Genomic DNA, 19432 nt, shown 5'->3' with positions numbered 1-19432 from the left:
AACAGAACCCCTGAACCGGCAAGGCGGTGGATTCCGAAGGGCGGATGCGGCTAGCCTAACGAATTGCGCGCGTGGTCGCGCAGAAGGGACACGCCCGCATGGCATCGCCGACCGAGATCGACCGTCGCCAGCAGCGCCTGCGTGCAGGCATGCGCGAAGCGGGCTTCGAGGCCCTCGTGATCGTCGGCAACACCGAATTCCAGCAAAAGGGCTATATTCGCTACTACGCGAATTGGCGCCTCTATGGCGGCACGGCTTTTCTAGTGGTTTCGCTGGCACGCGATCCAGTACTGCTGCTCGGGATGGGTGCCCAGGCCGAATGGGCAAAGGAGCTTAGCGCCATCGCCGACACGCGCGCGGTTCCCGACAAGATCGCAGCCGCAGCCGCCCTTCTCAAGGAAACCGTCGGCGCCAAGGCGACGATCGGCATCGTCGGCATGAAGACGATATTGGGGCATGGTGACGCGCAGCAGCTGGCGGCGGCCCTGCCGGCGAATCCGCTCGCCGATGCGACCGACCTCGTCGAGGATCTGTGGTGCGTTTTGTCGCCCGAGGATCTCGGCGCCGTTGCGCGCGCGCACGACGACGTCGCGCGCGTGTTCGACGCATTCAAAGCCGCGCTGCGCCCGGGCCGCAGCGAGCGCGAGGTTGTGGCCGACGCGTTCCAAACGGCGATCGGTCGGGGTGCGCTCGAGGGCGTCATCCATCTCAACCACGATTTTAAGGCCGGCACGCGCCCGGCGACGGATCGGCGCATCGACGCCGACGATGTCTACAAAATGTTCATGGAGTTCCTGACCGACGACGGCTATCTCGTCGAGCTTGGCGCTTGTTTTTCGTTTCGGCCGCCCGGAGCGGCGTGGCTTTGCAAACATTCCCTCGTGGCCGAGGCGATCGAAAACGCGATCGCCTCGACGCGGCCTGGCATCGTCGCGGACGACGTCGTGGGCGTCATCCGCCGAACCTATGAAAAAGCCGGCGTCGAGATCGTCGGCCGCCGTTTGTGGGATTTCCACGGCCAGGGCATGCACTCGCTGCTGCGCCCATTCGGGCTGCCGGGATCGGCCGATCCGATCCGCGAAAACACGATGATCAACATTCATCCCGGCATTCTCACGGCCGACGGGCTCGGGATTTCGGCCACCAACAACTATCTGGTCGGCACCGACGGCGGCCGGGCGCTGGGCGGCTTTCGCCACCAATGGCACGTGGTCGGCTAGAAGCGGGTACGGCAAAGTCAGAGGACAAAAAATGGCGACGATCGCGGTCGGAACCTTCCAGCACGAAACCAACACGTTTGCGCCTTCCAAAGCCGATCGCGCGGCCTTTCTGCATGGCGGCGGCTGGCCGTCGATGGTGCGGGGGGCTGCCATTCCGGCGGCATTTGTGGGCATGAACGTGCCGATCGCGGGTTTCATCGCGGCCGCCACGGCCGCGGGCCACAGGCTCGCCCCGCTGATCTGTGCCAATGCCACGCCCTCCGCGGAAGTCGCCGACGACATCTTCGCGGAAGTCGTCGACGCGATGTGCGCCGATCTTGCCAAGGCTTTGCCGGTCGATGCGGTCTATCTCGATCTGCACGGGGCGATGGTCACCGACTCGCTCGAAGACGGCGAGGGCGAAATCGTGCGCCGCGTGCGCGCGGTCGTCGGGCGGAACGTGCCCATCGTCGTGTCGCTCGATCTGCACGCCAACGTGTCGCGCGCGATGTTCGATATCGTGGATGCGTGCGTTGCCTACCGCACCTATCCGCATGTCGATATGGCCGAGACGGGCGCGCGCGCCTTCGCGCTCGTCGCACGCCTGCTTGCCACGGGCGAGCGGCTTGCTGGCGCTTTCCGCCAGATCCCGTTCATGATCCCGCTCACGGCACAATGCTCGCTGATCGAGCCAAGTGCCGGACTCTATCGGCGCTTGGCCGAGATCGAGACGCGCAGCGGTGCCGTTTTGTCCTACTGCACGGGCTTTCCGGCCGCCGACATTCGCGACTGCGCGCCGTCCGTGTTCGGCTTTGCGCACAATGCTGCCGCAATCGAGGCCGCCGTTGCCGAACTCGCGGCCGCTGTGTGCGAGGCCGAGCGCGACTATGTGGCGGAACTCTATTCGCCTGCAGACGCGGTCGCACGCGCGGCCGCACGTGGCGGGCGCAACGGCAAGCCGGTCGTGCTCGCCGATACGCAAGACAATCCCGGTGCGGGCGGCAACGGCGACACGACCGGGCTGCTTGCGGCCATGCTGCGCCTGCGCCCGCAAGGCGCGGTGTTGGGCATGCTGATCGATCCCGCCGCCGCACGCCAGGCGCATCAAGTGGGCATCGGCAACAGTGCCGAGTTTCGGTTGGGCGCCTTGTTCGGCTGGCCGGGGGTGGAGCCGGTCGTCGGCCCGTTCAAGGTGCTGGCGACCGGGGACGGTGCTTTCATGTGCACGGGGCCGTTCTACGGCGGCAGCCGCATGCAGCTGGGGCCGATGGCAGTACTCGAGGCGAATGGCGTTCGCGTGGTGCTCGCGAGCAAGAAGGTGCAGACGGCCGACCAGGAAATGTTCCGCCATGTCGGCATCGAGCCGATCCGCGAAAAGATCGTCGCGGTCAAGAGCTCGGTGCATTTCCGCGCCGATTTCCAGCCGATCGCCGAAGAGGTGCTGGTTGTCGCCGCACCGGGCCCCAATCCGGCCGATCCGGCCGCACTCGCGTGGAAGCGCTTGCGCAAAGGCTTACGCTTGCGCCCGCACGGGCCGGTCTTCGGCTGATTGCCTATCGGAGTTCGGTCGCGATCACGCCCTTGCGCAGCAGGAAGCAGCCATAGGCGCGCGGATCGCCGACCTGTACGACGGCGAACGCGCATTTTGCGGCCGCATAAAACGCAAAGCGCTCGATGCCGACGAGTGCGAGGCTACGGCCTGCGGCACGATCGATCTCGGCCTGTACGCGCTTCTGCACGTCGGGTACGGTCGCGGGATCGCCGACCATCTGCATGCGGCGCACCGGATCGTCGACGAAATCGTCGAGCGGCAGCACCGACAGGATGGCGCGCGCGGCCCGCTCCATCGTCAAGCCCGGCAGGCGCACCAGCCGCTTGGACGTCGTGTGTGCCGCGATCGTTTCGGCCGGATGGTTGCCATCGACGAGCGCAAGATCGTCGCCATGCCCCATGGCGGCGAGCACCCACAGCAGATCGGGCGACAGAACCGGATCGATATTCGTCAGCATCAGGCGTTCCTTCCGCGCGTCGCAAGATAGAGGCGTGCCGCATTGTCGCCGAACACGCCGGGATGCAAACCGGCAAGCGTTTGAGCCGTGTCGAACCAGCGCGCATAGCCGCCGGCTTTCTCGACGACCGGCCAATCGCTCCCCCAGAGCGTGCGTTCGGTCCCGAACGAGGCGAGCACGTGCGCCGCATAGGGGGCGAGGTCGGCAACGGTCCAGTTTTCGGCGGCTTCCGTGGCGAGGCCCGAGAGTTTGCAGGTGGTGTTCGGAAGCAAAGCGAGTTCGGCGAGTTCCCGGCGCCACGGATCGAGCGTGCCAGCCCGGATGAACGGCTTGGCGGCATGGTCGATCACGAACGTTACGTTGGGATGGCGGCGGGCGCGCACGAGCAATTGCCGCAGATGGCGCGGCAGAACGAGCGCGTCGAACACGAGCCCGTGTGCGGCGAGTGCCGCAAACGCCGCGTCGAGGCGCGGGTCGAGCAGCCAATCGTCGTCGGCGATGTCCTGCACCATCGGCCGAAGCCCGACCAGCAGCCGATTTTGCGCGAGTGAAGCGATGGTCGCAGGCGCGTCGCCGTCGGCGAAATCGACCCAGCCGACGACGCCCGCAACGCTCGGCGTACCGCGCGCGATTTCGAGCAGAAAATTCGTTTCGGCCACACTGGGGGCCGCCTGCACGAGAATGGTCTCGCCGATTGCGTGCGCGGCAAGCAGGGGGGCCAGATCCGGCGGCATGTAGTCGCGATAGAGCAGCCCCGATGCGGGCGTGAGCCAGCCATAGTCGCCGCGCGCGACGCGCCAATAATGCTGGTGCGCGTCGATGTGCCGATGCGTCATGTGGGCACCGGCAGATTTGCGTCGAGCAAGCCTTGGGCAACGAGATCGGCCCACAAGGCCCTCGGAATCGTGGCGGCAAGGCTCGCCTGCTGGGCGGCGATTTCAGTCGGCGTCACCGCCCCCAGCACGACGCTGGCGACGACCGGATGGGCGAGGGCAAAACGCAGCGCGGCATCGGCGAGCTTGACGCCGTGGCGGCGGCAGACCGCTTCGATCTTCTCGACCTTCGCGCGGATCTCAGGCGGGGCGGGTTTATAATTGTACTTGGCACCTGCGACAGCGCCTGTCGCGAGGATGCCGGAATTGAATACCCCGCCCAGCATCACGCCGATATTGCGCGCTTGTGCAAGCGGCAGGAACGTTTCGGCGGCCGGCTGCTCGAGCAGCGAATAGCGCCCGGCCAGCAGCACGCAGTCGATGTCGCAGCGCTCGGCGAACCGCATGCACATGTCGGCTTCGTTGACGCCCACACCGAGCGCGCCGATGGTTTTTTCGTCGCGCAAGCGGCGCAAGGCGCGATAGGCGCCCGCGACCGCTTCTTCGAAGCGCGCGTCGATCGCGGCGGCCCCGTGCGTCCACACATCGACGTCGTGGATCAGCACGACGTCGAGGCGCGATGTGCCTAAGCGCAGCAGCGACTGCTCGATCGAGCGCAGCGCGCCGTCGTGGGAATAGTCGAAGCGCAGCCGATGCGGCAATCCGCCGACGAAATCGGTCTCGCCCGCGCGCGGCAAAAACGGATCGGCGACACGGCCCACCTTCGTGCAGAGCACGGACCGCACGTGTGGCCGTCGGCGCAAGGCAGCCCCGATGCGATGTTCGGACAGGCCGTGGCCGTAGAGGGGCGATGTGTCGAGCAGGGTCACGCCGGCATCGAGGGAAGCTTCGACGGTGGCGACCGCCGCGCTTTCGTCGAGCACGGCGAAGAGATCGCCGAGCGGCGCGCCGCCGAAACCGATCTCCGAGACGGCAATCCCCGATTTGCCGAGCGTGCGCGCTGCGATCATGGCCGTGCCCTTTTCCGCGGGTTCTTGGAGTCTTTTTGATACCGCGTCCCGCATCCGCTCGCCAAGCGGGAACGCCTCACTTGGACGGGCGCGGCCCCAAGAGACCGTGCGGGCGCCACAACAGCATCGCCGCGAGCAGCACGCCGACCAGCACGATCTGCAGCGAGGCCGCGCGCGCCTGGTCGGCCGGCGGGATCAGTTCGCGCAAGCCGTTGCCCGCGATCGTCCAGATCGCCCACACGACGATGGCGCCTGCGATGGCCCCGCGATTGCTGCCGGCCCCGCCGACGATCAGCATGGTCCAGATTTGGAAGGTGAGGATCGGCAGAAAATCTTCGGGGGCGATGTAGCCCACAAAATGCGCATAGAGAGCACCTCCGAAGCCCATGATCGCACCGCCGATCGCGAAGGATTGCAGGCGGAACGCGAAGGCGCGTTTGCCGAGCGCTTCGGCGGCCGTTTCATCCTCGCGGATTGCGCGCAAAACGCGGCCCCACGGGCTTGCGGCCAAACGCTGGAGGCCCGCATAGACGGCCCCGAGAGCCGCCAGCGTCAGCACGAGATAGAGCGCGTTGAAGGCAAGCGAGCCGTCGAGTTCGGCGTCGAAAGGTTTCGGGATGAACTGGATGCCGAACGGCCCGCCAGTCAATTTCTGCGCATTGAGGGCGACGAGCTGGATCACCACGGCGATGCCGAACGTCGCGATCGCCAGATAGTCGTGACGCAGTCGCAAAGCTGCAAATCCGACGGCGGCAGCGACGAGACCGGCAGCGGCCGTGCCGCCGATCCAGCCCACCACGATCGGCAGGCCGAGGCCGACGACGCGCACGGCACCCGGTGCCGCGTCGGGCGGCGTGGTCAGCAGGGCCGAGGCATAGGCACCGACCGCCACGAAGCCCGCCACGCCGACATTGAACAGCCCCGTATAGCCCCATTGCAGATTGAGCCCGAGCGCCATCGTCGCGAAGATCGACGCGAAGACGAAAAAGAACGTCGCGTAGGACAGGACCGGCAGTAGCTCGCTCATTTCGCACGCTCCGCAAACAGACCTTGCGGGCGTACGAGCAAAATCGCGATCAGCACGCCGAACGCGGCCGCTGCTCGGTATTCGGCCCCGATCAGCGGAACGGCGGCACTTTCGGCGAGACCCACAATGAGCCCGCCGATCACGGCACCCGGCACGCTGCCGATCCCGCCCAGAATGGCGGCCGCGAACAAAGGCAGCAGCAGATCGAAACCGATCTGCGGGCGTAGCTGGCCTACAAGGCCCGCAAACGTGCCGGCCACCGCCGCAAGGATCGCACCCAGAATCCAGGTCCAGCGCACCACGCTCGCAACGTCTATGCCGGTCACGCGCGCCAAAGCGGGATTGTGCGCAACCGCGCGCATCGCGCGCCCGGCCGTCGTGCGCTGCAAGAACAGGTGCAAGGCCACGACCAGCACGAGGGCAAGTCCCAGCACGAAGAGTTGGTCGGGCGTCGCGCGCAAGCCGCCGCCCACATCGCGCGGCACGATATGGATCGCGATCTGCAGTTCGCGCGTGTAATAGGCGGGCAGCGAGCCGTAGACGAACTGCAGAAAGTTCCGCAGCGCCAGCGCGGCACCGAAGCTCGCGATCGTTAGCACGATGGCGCTGCCCTGCGTCGACAACCGGTCGAACAGCAGCCAGTCGAGCAGGAGGGCGAGGAGTGCCGTCGCGATCGCCCCCGCAACGAGTGCCGCCAGCAATTGCCAGCCGAACGAGAACGGCCCCAATGGCGCCATCGCCCCGCCGCCGCCGAGTGCGAGGAAAAAGCCGAGGAACGTCAAAACCAGATACGCCCCCCACGCGATGAATTCGCCATGCGCGAAGTTGGCGAAGCGCAGCAGCGAATAGGTCATGGTGAGACCGATGGCGCCGAGCGCAATCGTCGAGCCGACGATGAGGCCGTCTGCGAGGATCTGCAGGATCATGGTGCGCCCACCTCGGCATGCGGGAAGAACAAACGCTCGAGCACGCCCGGCACTTGCAGGTCGCGCGCGGGGGCATCGACATGCACGCGGCCTTCGACCAGCACCGCGCCGCGTGCTGCGATCGCAAGTGCGGCTTTGACGTTCTGCTCGACGAGCAGCACGGCCACACCCGATGCCGCGATTTCGACGAGTTTGGCAAAGGCGTGATCGACGAGCTTCGGCGACAGGCCCGCCGACGGCTCGTCGAGGATCAGCACGCGCGGGTTGGGCACGAGGGCGCGCGCCATCGCCAGCATCTGACGCTGGCCGCCCGAGAGCCGCCCGGCATCGATGCGGCGCGCTTTGGCGAGATCCGGAAACAGCGCGTAAAGCTCGGGCAAGCGCTGCTTGGCTTTCACGTGCGCCACGGCCGCTGCAAGTTCGAGATTTTCGGCGACCGTGAGCGGTGCGAACACGTTTTCCGTCTGCGGCACGAAGCCCAAGCCCGCACGCGCCAACAAATGCGCCGCCGTGCCCGCGATCTCCGCACCGCCAAGCCTCACGCTGCCCGAAAAAATCGGTACGAGGCCCGCGACCGCTTTGGCGAGCGTGGATTTGCCCGCCCCATTGGGTCCGAGCAACGCCACGATCTCGCCCGCCGCAACGCCAAGCGAAGCACCCCGCACGATCGCAAGGCCCGGCTCGTAGCCCGCTTCGAGGTCGGAGATTTCGAGGGCGACGCTCATGCGACGGCACCGCCGAGATAGGCTTCGACCACGGTCGGATTGCGGCGCACGGAATCCGCGTCGCCGAACGCGATGAGCTTGCCCTGCGCCATCACCGCGATCGGATGGCACAGGCGCATGACCATATCCATATTGTGTTCGACGATCAGGAAGCTCGTCCCGCGCCGGTTGATCTCGGCGATGCGGTCGATGATCTTCTCGAGCAAGGCGGGATTGACGCCGGCGGCCGGCTCGTCGAGCAGCACCAAGCGCGGGTCGGCGACCATCGCACGCGCCAGTTCCAGCAATTTGCGCTGCCCGCCCGAGAGCACGCGGGCAGGGGCCTGTTCGAGGGCGCTCAGGCCCACGAAATCGATCCAGGCGCGCGCGGTCTCGCGGGCCTTGGCTTCGTCGGAAGCGACGCGTGCGGGTGCAAACCAGTTGGCCCAGAAACGCTCGCCGCTCTGGCCGGGTACCCCCACCAGCACGTTTTCGAGCACGCTCATGGCCGGAAACGGGCGCGGGATCTGGAAGGTGCGCCCTAGCCCTGCCGCATGCACAAGCGACGGCCGCTTGCCGTCGATGCGGTTGCCGTCGAGCGTTATCGCGCCGGCATCGGGCCGATAGAGCCCGGCCACGCAGTTGAACAACGTGGTTTTGCCGGCCCCGTTCGGGCCGATGAGGCCGGCGATGGCACCCTTGGGCACGTCGAACGAGACGCCGTCGACGGCGCGGTTGCCGCCGAAGCGTTTGGCAAGGTCGCGTATTTGCAGCATGGATCCCGAGATGTGCGCGCTTATGTGGGGGCGTTGCGCGCATGGCGAAAATAGAGCATGAAGGAACGCGCATCCGCAAGCCATCGCAACATGGGGATCGGCGTTTGAGCGACGACAATTTCGAGCTTTACGATCTGCGCGTCGAGGTCGTGGCGCCCGAGGGCGGGGCCGTCTATTGCGGCGCCAAACCGGGCGATCATTTCGAGCTGCGCGGCGAGATGCTGCATCTGCCGCCGGGCCAGGGTTTTTCGATCTATTCGCTGGGCGCCTTGCTGCCGCTGCTGGCGGCCAAACAACGCCCCACGCATCCCAACGATTGGATGACGACCGACGCGGAAGTCGCCTGCCCCGATCCCAACTGCACGACGCGTTTTCGCATCAAGCGGGGCGAGAAGCGCCGCTTCAGCCATGCCGCAACGACGGCCGTGAAACGGCCATGACGGTCGAACGCTTCAGCCTCGCCCCAGGCTACGAAATTTCGCGCCTGCTGCGCGGCGGCTGGCAGCTTGCGGGCGGCCACGGCCCGGTCGATGCGGCGCGCGCGGTCGACGACATGTTCGCGTTCGTCGATGCGGGCGTAACGGTCTTCGACTGTGCGGACATCTATACGGGCGTGGAAGAACTCATCGGCGAATTCCGCCGCCGCCTGCTGCAAGCCCGAGGGGCCGCCGCCCTCGCAGGCCTCAAAGTCCACACAAAATTTGTGCCCGATTGGGACGATCTTGCGACCTGCGACGCCGCTTATGCGCGCGCGATCGTGGAGCGGTCGCTCAAGCGCTTGGGTGCCGCGCGGCTCGATCTCGTGCAGTTCCATTGGTGGAACTACGCAGTACCGCGCCATGCCGAGATCGCCTGCGTGCTGGCCGATCTCGCGCGCGAAGGCAAGATCGACCAGGTCGGGGCGACCAATTTCGACACGCCGCACACGCAAGCGATGTTCGATGCGGGCGTGAAGCTCGCCTCGATGCAAGTGCAGTATTCGCTTCTCGACGCGCGCCCCGAGACCGCCCTTGCGGGCCTGTGCGCCCGCACGGGCATGAAGCTCCTGTGCTACGGCACGCTTGCGGGCGGTTTTCTCTCGAAAGCTTGGCTCGGCAAACCGGAGCCGAGCGATCTTTCGCACAATCGCAGCCTCGTCAAATACAAGCTCGTGATCGACGATTTCGGCGGCTGGGATCTGTTCCAGGAACTGCTCGCGGTCTGCCAGGCGATCGGCGACAAGCACGGCGTGTCGCTCTCGTGCGTGGCCGGTCGCTGGACGCTCGACCGCCCGCACGTGGCCGGCATCATCGTCGGTGCCCGCTATGCAGCGCACCTGGCCGACAATCTGGGTATGTTCGCCTTTGCGCTCGACGCGCAAGACCGTGCCCGGATCGACGCGGTGCTCGCCCGCCGTCGAGGGCCGCTCGGCGACACCTACACGCTCGAGCGCGACAAGGAGGGCCGCCACGGCCGCATCATGAAATACAATCTGAACAAGCCATGACCGACGCGGTTCCTTCTTTCGCCGCCGCTTTGCGCGAGATCGAAGAACTGCACGCGGCTTTTGCGGCGTGGATGGGGCTGGGTGGCGGCCCCGAACTCTTCGCGCGTTTCGAATCGGCGTTCGCGCCTGAATTCACGATGGTCGGCCCCGCCGGCAAACGCCTCGACCGCGCGGGTGTGCTCGCAATGCTGAACGCAAACCGTGCCGCCTTCGGCGCCGGTTTTGGCATCGCGATCGAAGCCGCTGTACCATTGGCGCACGGGGCGGATTTCATCTGCGTCGGCTACGACGAAATCCAGACCGGCCGCCCCGGTCCGTTGCAGCGCCGCGCGAGTGCCGTGTTCCGCCCGGTCCAAGCTGCGCCCAATGGCCTGCGCTGGCTCGCCGTGCACGAGACATGGATTGCGGGTTGAGCGCCTGAACCCGCTTGCCAAATCGGAATTCCCCTACCAAACTGTGCGCAATTAATGTCTCCCGACCGCCCCCCTCCGAAAGGATCCAAGCCGTGCGCTTTGCTTCGCTGATCGCCGTTGCTGCCGTTGCCGCTGCTGCTCAATTCCAGCCCGCACCCGTTCTGGCGCAGGGCTGCACCCACACGATCGGCATGGTCGTGTCGCTGACGGGGCCGGCCGGGCGTTTCGGCCAGGCGGCATCCAAATCGGCTGAACTTGCGTTCAACGATCTCAACACGGCAGGCGGCGTTGCCGGCTGCCGTCTGGCGATCGATCTGCGCGATGCGCAGAGCCAGGGTTCGGTCGCAGTCGACCAGGCGCGCCAGTTGGTCGATCTTCGCCGCGTGCCCGCAATCCTCGGCGGCATCATCTCGTCAGTGTCGATCCCGGTGCTGACGTCGGTGACCGCACCTGCCGGCATCGTGCAGATTTCGCCCGCATCGTCCTCGCCCACGCTCACGCGCCTGTCGGCCGAGGGCACGTCCAAGGGCGTGTTTTTCCGAACGATCACGTCGGACGCGCTGCAGGGAACGGCCGCCGCGAAATACGCGATGGACCAGGGCCTCAAGGAACTCGCCATCATCCATGTGAACAACGATTTCGGCGTCAACATGGTGAACGAATTCCGCCGCGCCTTCGAAGCCCTCGGCGGCAAGATCACGAACACCGTGCCCTACAATCCGAGCCAGCCCTCCTACGCGCCCGAAGTGACGGCTGCGATGCGCGGCAATCCGCCCGCCCTCTATCTCGTCTCGTATCCCGGCGACGGCACGACGATCGCGCGCACGTGGCTGCAGCAGGGCGGGGCGCAGACCTTCCTGCTCAACGACGGCATGAACAGTGCCGATTTCATCCGCGACGTTGGCCCGCGCTTCCTCAACAACGCGTTCGGCACCTCGTCGGGCACGGTGCGCACGCCGTCGACCGAGTATTTCGCGACCGCGTACCCTGCCATGTCGGGCGGGTTCGACGCGAACGCGCCGGCCGCCGACCGCGCTTACGATGCCGCCGCCATTCTGGGCCTTGCCATCGCCAAAGCCGGCCGTGCGGAATCCGCCGCCATCCGCGACGCGATCCGCGAAGTGACGGGCCCGGGCGGCGAGCCGATCCATGCCGGTGCGGCCGAGTTCCGCCGCGGCCTGCAGCTGCTGCGCGAAGGCAAGCGCATCTCGTATGTCGGCGTGATCGGCCCGGTCACGTTCGATGCGAACGGCGACATCACGGGTCCGTTCCGCAAGTGGCGCATCACGGACGGCAACATCGTCACGGTCGGCGAAATGTCGACGAACGAAGTGCAGGACGTGCAGCGCCGTCTGCCGCCGCGCTGACGCGGGCCGCACAAGGGTCTTCGCAATGGCGGCTGTTCCGCCGCGCATCGAACTCGCACCCGGGCTCGCGATCCCGCGCCTGCTGACCGGCCTGTGGCAGGTCGCCGACATGGAGCGCGATCGCGGGGCGCTCGATCCCGATGTGGCCGCCGCATCTCTTGCAGAGTACGCGGCGGCCGGGTTCGATGCGTTCGACATGGCCGACCATTACGGCAGTGCGGAGATCATCGTCGGTCGGCTGCTCGCAGGGCCGTGGCGCGGCAAAGCGCGCGCTTTCACCAAATGGTGCCCGCCGCCGGGGCCGATGAATGCTGAGATCGTGCGCGAAGGCGTGGGGCGCAGCTTCGAGCGTCTGGGGCTCGCGCGCATCGATCTCATGCAGTTCCATTGGTGGCAGTATCGCCATCCAGCCTATCTCGATGCGCTTGCAGAGATGGCGAAGATGGTAGGCGAGGGGCGCATCGGCGCCCTCGGCCTCACCAATTTCGATACCGACCATCTGCGGCTCTTGGTCAAGCACGGCATTCCGATCGCGACGAACCAAGTGTCGTTCTCGCTGCTCGACCGGCGTGCGGCGGGCCGCATGAGCGCGTTCTGCAACGCGCACGGCGTCAAGCTGCTCGCTTACGGCACGCTTGCGGGCGGCTTCTTGACCGACCGTTGGGTCGGCCAGCCCGAGCCCGTCGACATTCCGGACTGGAGCAAGTCCAAATACAAACGCTTTATCGATGCGGCGGGCGGCTGGGCGGTGCTGCAGACAATCCTTGGCGCCGCATCCGCAATCGCCAAGCGCCACAGCGTGTCGGTCGCCAATGTGGCCACGCGCTGGGTGCTCGACCATGAAGCCGTGGCGGCTGCCATCGTTGGGTCGCGGCCCGGCGAGCGCGAGCATCGCACGGCCAATCTCGGCACGTTTGCGTTTTCGTTCGACGCAGAAGACCGCGCGAGGCTCGATGCGGCGTTGGCGACCGCGTCGCCCATTCCGGGCGATTGCGGCGACGAATATCGCAAGCCGCCGTTCCTGACCGCCTCGGGCGATTTGAGCCACCATCTCGACTCGTTGCCGAAAATCTACGAAGCCCAGCCCGTTCCGGGGCGCACCGCGCGCTGGCGCGTGGACAGCGGCAGCCAGTGGGAACCCATTGCGGGCTATTCGCGCGCGGTGCGCGAGGGCCAGCGTGTGTTCGTGAGCGGGACGACCGCCACGCACGGAACGGGCATGGCCGTGTGCCCCGGCGATGCCGAAGGCCAGGCCGTCTATATTCTCGACAAGATCGCAGCGTCGCTCGAAGCGCTTGGGGCTTCGATCGACGACGTGGTGCGCACGCGCGTGTATCTGGCCGATGCCGACGACTGGGAGGCAGTGTCGCGCGTGCACGGGCGCGTGTTCGGTGCCGTCCGCCCGGCCAACACGCTGCTCGAGATCGGGCGCTTGGTCGGCCCTTATGCGGTTGAAATGGAAGCCGAAGCAGTCGTCGAATAGCGCGGCGATCTGAGCCATAATCGGGCCATAATCGGCCGCAATGATTTCCGCCGAAGGAGACGACGCGATGGATCGCAGGCATGTGCTGAAAATCGGTGGAGCTGCCGCTGCAGCCCTGGCCGCGCCCCGTGCGATGGCACAAGCGCGCGAGCCGATTCGCATCGGCGAGCTCAACTCGTACAAAGTCTTCGCGGCCTTCCTCGAGCCCTACAAAAAGGGCATGGATCTCGCGGTCGACGAGATCAACGCAAGCGGCGGCGCTCTGGGCCGGCCGATCGAGATCGTGGTGCGCGACGACAACGGCCAGCCCGGCGACGCGGTGCGCGTGGCCGAAGAGCTTTTGGCGCGCGAGCGCGTGTCGATGCTGATGGGCACGTTCGCGTCGAACGTGGGACTTGCCGTGTCGAGTTTTGCCAAGGAACGCAAAGTGCCGTTCTTGGCGTCCGAGCCGCTTTCCGACAAGATTGTGTGGGAGCAGGGCAACCGCTACACGTTCCGTCTGCGCGCTTCGACCTACATGCAGACCGCGATGCTTGTCCCCGATGCCGTGCGCGTGGCCAAGCGCCGCTGGGCCATCGTCTATCCGAACTACGAATACGGCCAGTCGGCGACGGCTGCGTTCAAGAAGCTCATGCAGGCGCGCCAGCCGAATATCGAGTTCGTTGCCGAACAGGCAACGCCGCTGGGCCGCATCGAAGCGGGTCCGGTCGCGGCCGCCTTGCAGGCTGCCCGGCCAGAGGCGATTTTCTCGTCGCTGTTCGGGCCCGATTTGTCGCGCTTCGTGCGCGAGGGCACCACGCGCGGCTTGTTCCGCAATGTCGAGGTCTTCAACCTGCTGGCGGGCGAGCCCGAATATCTCGACCCGCTGCTCGACGAAGCGCCCGTCGGTTGGTACGTGACCGGCTATCCGTGGCAGGACATCAAAACGCCCGAGCACGACCGGTTTTTGGCGGCCTATCAGGCGAAGTTCCGCGACTATCCGCGCCTCGGTTCGGTCGTTGGTTATGCGGCCGTGATCGGTGCGGCCGAGGCGATCCGCAAAGCGGGCTCGCTCGAGCCCGAAAAAATCGTCGACGCGATGAAGGGTTTGTCGCACAGCACGCCGTTCGGGCGCATCGTCTACCGGCCGCTCGACCATCAATCGACGATGGGTGCCTATGTGGGCCGCATCGGCCTTCGCAACGGCAAGGGCGTCATGACCGATTGGCGCTACGCGGACGGGGCCGATTATTTGCCGCCGGACGCCGAGGTCCGCAGCCTGCGCCCGCCCGAATAGGACCATCGCTTCGTGTCGGATATTTTCGCCGACATCCTGATCCAGTTTCTGAACGGGTTGGCGGGCGCTTCGTCGCTGTTTCTGGTGGCGGCGGGGCTGTCGCTGATCTTCGGCGTCACGCGCATTGTCAATTTCGCGCACGGCGCCTTGTTCATGCTCGGGCTCTATCTCGCCTGGAGCCTGATCGATCTTTTCGGGCGCAGCACGCTGCTCGGATTCTGGGGCGGGGTGCTGGCGGCCGCCTTGTGCGTCGGCGCCATCGGGGCCGCCATCGAGATTGTCGTTCTGCGGCGCATCTACAAAGCGCCCGAACTGTTCCAGCTGCTCGCAACGTTTGCGCTGGTCCTGATCATCAAAGACGCCGTGCTGTATTTCTGGGGGGCCGAGGAACTGCTGGGGCCGCGCGCTCCGGGCTTGCGCGGTGCGGTCGAAATCTTCGGCCGCCGTTTTCCCGAATACGAACTCCTGATGATCGCGGCCGGCCCGCTTGTCTTTGGTTTGCTGTGGCTGCTCCTGCACCGCACGCGCTACGGCATGTTCGTGCGCGCGGCCACGCAAGACCGCGAGATGCTGGCGGCCCTCGGCACCGACGAGCGGCGCCTGTTCACCTCGGTGTTTTTCTTGGGCGCGTTTCTGGCCGGGCTCGGCGGGGCGTTGCAGATCCCGCGCGAACCCGCCCAATTGTCGCTCGACATCGCCGTAATCTCGGATGCGTTCGTCGTCGTCGTGGTCGGCGGCATGGGCTCGATCGGCGGTGCTTTTCTGGCGGCGCTGCTGATTGCGCAAGCCAAAGCCTTGTGCATCGCCCTTGGCGACGTATCGATGTTCGGCACGGTCGTGTCGTTCAGCAAACTCACGCTCGTTGTCGAATTCGCGATCATGGCGGCGGTCCTCGTCTTGCGCCCCTGGGGTCTGCTTGGCAAGCCGCTGGCCTTGGCACGCGGGGCGGGGGCGCATGCGGCCCCGCTCGACCCGCCAGGGCCGCTCTTTTGGCCGTCGTCGCTGGTCGTTCTGGTGCTCCTGGCCTTGGCCCCGCTCGGCGGCGACCGCTATTTGCTGGTGCTGATGGGCGACATCGCGGTCTTCGCCCTGTTCGCCGTTTCCTTGCATTTCCTGATGGGGCCGGGCGGGCTCGTGTCGTTCGGCCATGCCGCCTATTTCGGGCTCGGCAGCTACGCGGCAGCCCTCGTTTTCCTGCGCTTCGATCTGCCAGCCGAAGCGGCGTTGTTCGCAGCCCCGCTTGCGGGCGGGGTTGCCGCCCTACTGTTTGGCTGGTTTTGCGTGCGCCTTAGCGGGGTTTATTTGGCGATGCTCACGCTCGCGTTTGCGCAGATCGCCTGGTCGGTCGTGTTCCAATGGAACGATGCGACCGGCGGGTCGAACGGCCTCATCGGCCTGTGGCCCGCAGGTGCGCTCAAAGATCGCACGCTCTATTTCTGGGCTACGTTGACGCTGTGTGCGGCCGGCATCTTCTTTTTGTGGCGCACGGTGCATGCCCCCTTCGGCCTTGCCTTGCGCGCCGCGCGCGACCAGCCGATGCGCGCCGAGGCGATCGGCATCGACACGCGTCGCGTGCAGTGGCTCGCCTTTGCGCTTTCCGGTGCTTTCGCAGGGCTTGCGGGCGGGCTGTTCGCGTTTGCCAAAGGCAGCATCTCGCCGGAAACGCTCGGTGTGGCGCGCTCTGTCGATGGGTTGGCGATGGTGCTGCTGGGCGGGGTGCAGACTTTGACCGGCCCCGTCTTGGGGGCGGCCGTCTTCACGTGGCTGCAGGACGAGATCGCGCGCAACACGCAGTATTGGCGCGCGATCCTCGGTCTCGCGATTCTGGCGCTCGTACTTGCCTTCCCGCACGGGCTCGGCGGGGCGCTCAAGCGACTGCGAGGTGCTGCATGACGCTTCTCGTCGCAACGGACTTGCGCAAAGCCTTCGGCGGCGTCGAAGCTGTCGTCGATGTCGGCTTCGCGGTTGACCCCGGCGAGGTCGTTGCGTTGATCGGCCCCAACGGGGCCGGCAAGAGTACGTGCTTCAACATGCTGAACGGCCAGCTTGCGCCTGATCGCGGCACGATCCTGCTGGCGGGTGAAAACATCGCGAGGCTGCCGCCGCGCGCGATCGCGCGCTTGGGCGTGGGCCGCACCTTCCAGATCACGGCGACCTTCGCCTCGATGCGTGTGCGCGAGAACGTGCAGACTGCGTTGCAGTCGTTCGCGGGCAAAAGCTTTGGCCTGTGGCGCTCGGCCGATGCGCTCTTTCGCGACGAAGCGTTTGCATTGCTGGCACGCGTGGGTATGGCAGACCAAGCCGAACGGCAATGCGGCACGCTCGCCTACGGCGATTTGAAGCGCGTCGAACTTGCGGTGGCCCTGGCGGGCAAACCGCGGCTCTTGCTGATGGATGAGCCCACGGCCGGGATGGCGCCGGCCGAGCGGCTTGCGCTGATGGCGCTTACGGCAAACCTCGCGCGCCGCGATAAGATCGGCGTGCTCTTCACCGAGCACGACATGGACACGGTGTTCGCCCACGCCGACCGCATCCTCGTGCTCGATCGCGGCCGCCTGATCGCCGAGGGTAGCCCCGAGACCGTGCGCAACGATCCCACCGTGCGCCGCGTCTATCTCGGTGCGGGCACCATGTACGGCGACGCGACATGATGCTCGAACTTCGCGATCTCGACGCAAGCTACGGCCGCGCGCAGATTCTCTCGGGTGTGTCGCTCGACGTCGCGGCCGGCGAAGTGGTCGCGCTTCTGGGCCGCAACGGGGCCGGCAAATCGACCACGCTCAAAGCGATCTTGGGGATCGTACCGCCCACGCGCGGGCGCATCGTTTTCGACGGCGCCGACATTGCGGGCTTGGCGCCCTATCGCATCGCGCGGCTCGGGCTCGGCTATGTGCCCGAGGAACGGCGGATTTTCACGGACCTTACGGTTCGCGAGAATCTCGAAGTGGCGCGCCGCCCCCCGCGCGACGGGTTCGCGCCTTGGACGCATGCGCGCCTGTTCAAGCTCTTCCCCAATCTCGAAACGCTGATCGACCGGCCGGGCGGGCGCATGTCGGGCGGCGAGCAGCAGATGCTCGCGGTCGCGCGCACGCTGATGGGCAATCCCAAAATGCTGCTGCTCGACGAACCGTCGGAAGGCTTGGCCCCACTCATCGTCGAGCAGATGGAGGCGGCCATCGCCGCGCTCAAACAAGAAGGCCTCGCCGTGCTGCTGTGCGAGCAGAATCTGCATTTCGCACGGCGGCTCGCCGACCGCACCGTGATCCTCGAGAAGGGTCAGGTGCGCTATACGGGCACGATGGCCGCACTTATGGCAGACTCGGCCGTGCGAAAAACCTATCTCGAGCTTTAGCCGATATCGAACTTTACGCCTTGCGCAAGCGGCAGCGTGCGCCCGTAATTGATCGTGTTGGTCGCCCGCCGCATATAGGCGCGCCAGGAGTCCGACCCTGACTCGCGTCCGCCGCCGGTTTCCTTCTCGCCGCCGAAAGCGCCGCCGATCTCGGCACCCGACGGGCCGATATTGACGTTGGCAATACCGCAATCCGAGCCGCGCGCGGACAGGAAAATTTCGGCCTCGCGCAGATCGTTCGTGAAGATCGACGAGGACAGGCCTTGCGCAACTTCATTGTGCTTCGCGATCGCGTCGTCGAGATCGTCGTAGCGCATCGCATAGAGGATCGGCGCGAAGGTTTCTTCGAGCACGGGGCCGATCTGGTCCGGCATTTCGACGAGGGCCGGGCGCACGTAAAAGGCATCGCCAGTATGGGCGTTTGGGGCAATACCGTCGGTTACGCGCGTACCGCCGGTCGCTTTGCCGCCCAGCGCGGTTGCTTGGGCAAGGGCGGCCTGCATTGCATCGAACGCGGCCTTGTCGATGAGTGGGCCTACGAGCGTGCCGGGGACCAAAGGATCGCCGATGCCGACCGAGAGATAGGCTTGTTTGAGCCGCGCCATCAACGCGTCGTAGATCGAGCTATGCACGAACAGGCGCCGCAGCGTGGTGCAGCGTTGGCCAGCTGTGCCCATCGCCGCGAAGGCAAGACCGCGCACGGCAAGATCGAGATCCGCACTCGGGCATACGATCGCGGCATTGTTGCCGCCGAGTTCCAGCAGTACGCGCCCGAAGCGCTGTGCGACGCGTGGGCCAACCGCACGTCCCATTGCCGTGGAGCCGGTCGCCGACACGAGCGCCACTTTTGCGTTGTCGACGAGGGCGTGGCCCACATCGCGCCCGCCGAGCAGTACGGCCGACAGCCCTGCGGGTACGTCGCCGAATTTGGCCGCCGCGCGCGCGAGCAGCGATGCCGTGGCAAGGGCCGTGAGCGGCGTCTTCTCCGATGGCTTCCACACGATCGCATTGCCGCACACCAGCGCTAGGGCCGCGTTCCATGCCCATACCGCGACGGGAAAATTGAAGGCCGAGACGATGCCGACCACGCCCAGCGGATGCCAGGTTTCCATCATGCGATGCTGCGCGCGCTCGGTCGCAATGGTGAGGCCGTAGAGCTGGCGCGACAGGCCCACCGCGAAGTCGCAGATATCGATCATCTCCTGCACTTCGCCCAACCCCTCGGAGGCAACCTTGCCGACCTCGATCGACACGAGCCGCCCGAGTGCCTCTTTATGCGCGCGCAATTCGTCGCCGAACAATCGCACGAGCTCGCCGCGTCGCGGGGCTGGCACGAGGCGCCACGCGAGATAGGCCGCATGGGCCGCGTCGATTGCGGCGGACGCTTGGGCCACATCCGCGTCCGCAACGCGACCGATAGTTTGGCCTGTGATCGGCGTACGCACGAGGCGTGCCCCGTTTGCGAAGGCGGTTTGGTCCACGCCGAGCTTCGCGAGCAGGCGGGCAGTTTCTTGGGCGTAGTCGATGGCGGTCATGGTTTTTTCCAAAAATGCGGACGCGCGGGCGACGGC

General features: G+C 66.3%; 19 protein-coding genes. 11 read left to right on the top strand and 8 right to left on the bottom strand.

Translation table 11 applies throughout. From position 1 onward, the window contains the following. Positions 1-98 precede the first annotated feature (98 nt). Together O9320_01015 and O9320_01010 are read left to right on the top strand one after the other, a co-directional pair. Complete coding sequence (locus tag O9320_01015; GenBank protein MCZ8309402.1) at positions 99-1220, top strand: M24 family metallopeptidase; 1122 nt, start codon at positions 99-101, stop codon at positions 1218-1220. 31 nt (positions 1221-1251) lie between these two features. Next, positions 1252-2748: a M81 family metallopeptidase gene (locus tag O9320_01010; GenBank protein ID MCZ8309401.1), complete on the top strand. Its 1497-nt coding sequence runs from the start codon at positions 1252-1254 to the stop codon at positions 2746-2748. Positions 2749-2752: 4 nt separating this feature from the next. Here O9320_01010 and O9320_01005 read toward each other — a convergent pair whose 3' ends face one another. From O9320_01005 to O9320_00975, 7 genes are all read right to left on the bottom strand, one after another. Further along, a complete protein-coding gene (locus tag O9320_01005) occupies positions 2753-3208 on the bottom strand; it encodes a fucose-binding protein (GenBank protein ID MCZ8309400.1) in 456 nt (151 codons plus the stop codon). Further along, positions 3208-4044 (bottom strand): amidohydrolase family protein, encoded by an 837-nt coding sequence (locus O9320_01000; protein ID MCZ8309399.1) that lies wholly within the window; start codon positions 4042-4044, stop codon positions 3208-3210. Before O9320_01000 ends, O9320_01005 begins: the two co-directional genes overlap by 1 nt. After that, complete coding sequence (locus tag O9320_00995; protein MCZ8309398.1) at positions 4041-5051, bottom strand: aldo/keto reductase; 1011 nt, start codon at positions 5049-5051, stop codon at positions 4041-4043. The genes O9320_01000 and O9320_00995 overlap by 4 nt, the downstream gene beginning before the upstream one ends. Before the next feature lie 76 nt (positions 5052-5127). Continuing rightward, positions 5128-6078, bottom strand: a complete 951-nt coding sequence (locus O9320_00990) for a branched-chain amino acid ABC transporter permease (protein MCZ8309397.1) — start codon at positions 6076-6078, stop codon at positions 5128-5130. Next, a complete protein-coding gene (locus tag O9320_00985; protein MCZ8309396.1) occupies positions 6075-7004 on the bottom strand; it encodes a branched-chain amino acid ABC transporter permease in 930 nt (309 codons plus the stop codon). Before O9320_00985 ends, O9320_00990 begins: the two co-directional genes overlap by 4 nt. Further along, entirely contained in the window at positions 7001-7729 is a 729-nt protein-coding gene (locus tag O9320_00980; GenBank protein MCZ8309395.1) for an ABC transporter ATP-binding protein, read from the bottom strand. Before O9320_00980 ends, O9320_00985 begins: the two co-directional genes overlap by 4 nt. Continuing rightward, the gene (locus O9320_00975) at positions 7726-8484 is read right to left on the bottom strand and encodes an ABC transporter ATP-binding protein (GenBank protein MCZ8309394.1); all 759 of its coding nucleotides are present in this window, start codon (positions 8482-8484) and stop codon (positions 7726-7728) included. The genes O9320_00980 and O9320_00975 overlap by 4 nt, the downstream gene beginning before the upstream one ends. A gap of 104 nt (positions 8485-8588) precedes the next feature. On the opposite strand from O9320_00975, the gene O9320_00970 reads away from it, so the two are divergent. From O9320_00970 to O9320_00930, 9 genes are all read left to right on the top strand, one after another. Next, entirely contained in the window at positions 8589-8924 is a 336-nt protein-coding gene (locus O9320_00970) for a TIGR04076 family protein (GenBank protein MCZ8309393.1), read from the top strand. Continuing rightward, positions 8921-9970 (top strand): aldo/keto reductase, encoded by a 1050-nt coding sequence (locus O9320_00965; protein ID MCZ8309392.1) that lies wholly within the window; start codon positions 8921-8923, stop codon positions 9968-9970. Before O9320_00970 ends, O9320_00965 begins: the two co-directional genes overlap by 4 nt. Then, positions 9967-10383 (top strand): hypothetical protein, encoded by a 417-nt coding sequence (locus O9320_00960; GenBank protein MCZ8309391.1) that lies wholly within the window; start codon positions 9967-9969, stop codon positions 10381-10383. The genes O9320_00965 and O9320_00960 overlap by 4 nt, the downstream gene beginning before the upstream one ends. Positions 10384-10475: 92 nt before the next feature. Beyond that, positions 10476-11750 (top strand): ABC transporter substrate-binding protein, encoded by a 1275-nt coding sequence (locus O9320_00955; GenBank protein ID MCZ8309390.1) that lies wholly within the window; start codon positions 10476-10478, stop codon positions 11748-11750. A 25-nt stretch (positions 11751-11775) separates the two neighbouring features. Further along, entirely contained in the window at positions 11776-13233 is a 1458-nt protein-coding gene (locus O9320_00950; protein ID MCZ8309389.1) for an aldo/keto reductase, read from the top strand. 67 nt (positions 13234-13300) lie between these two features. Further along, on the top strand, positions 13301-14509 hold the full coding sequence (locus O9320_00945; GenBank protein ID MCZ8309388.1) for an ABC transporter substrate-binding protein: 1209 nt from the start codon (positions 13301-13303) through the stop codon (positions 14507-14509). A gap of 12 nt (positions 14510-14521) precedes the next feature. Further along, positions 14522-16402, top strand: coding sequence for an ABC transporter permease (locus O9320_00940; GenBank protein MCZ8309387.1), 1881 nt, complete (start codon positions 14522-14524; stop codon positions 16400-16402). Then, positions 16399-17160 carry an ABC transporter ATP-binding protein gene (locus O9320_00935; protein MCZ8309386.1) on the top strand — a complete coding sequence of 254 codons (762 nt, stop codon included), beginning with the start codon at positions 16399-16401 and terminating at the stop codon, positions 17158-17160. Before O9320_00940 ends, O9320_00935 begins: the two co-directional genes overlap by 4 nt. Next, positions 17160-17861 (top strand): ABC transporter ATP-binding protein, encoded by a 702-nt coding sequence (locus O9320_00930; protein MCZ8309385.1) that lies wholly within the window; start codon positions 17160-17162, stop codon positions 17859-17861. Before O9320_00935 ends, O9320_00930 begins: the two co-directional genes overlap by 1 nt. Here O9320_00930 and O9320_00925 read toward each other — a convergent pair. Next, positions 17858-19396 carry an aldehyde dehydrogenase family protein gene (locus O9320_00925; GenBank protein MCZ8309384.1) on the bottom strand — a complete coding sequence of 513 codons (1539 nt, stop codon included), beginning with the start codon at positions 19394-19396 and terminating at the stop codon, positions 17858-17860. The two genes, O9320_00930 and O9320_00925, sit on opposite strands and share 4 nt — an antisense overlap. Positions 19397-19432: the final 36 nt, after the last annotated feature.

This window comes from Magnetospirillum sp., assembly GCA_027532905.1.
Taxonomy (GTDB): Bacteria; Pseudomonadota; Alphaproteobacteria; order CACIAM-22H2; family CACIAM-22H2; genus Tagaea.
This window is presented reverse-complemented; position numbering and strand designations above follow the sequence as displayed.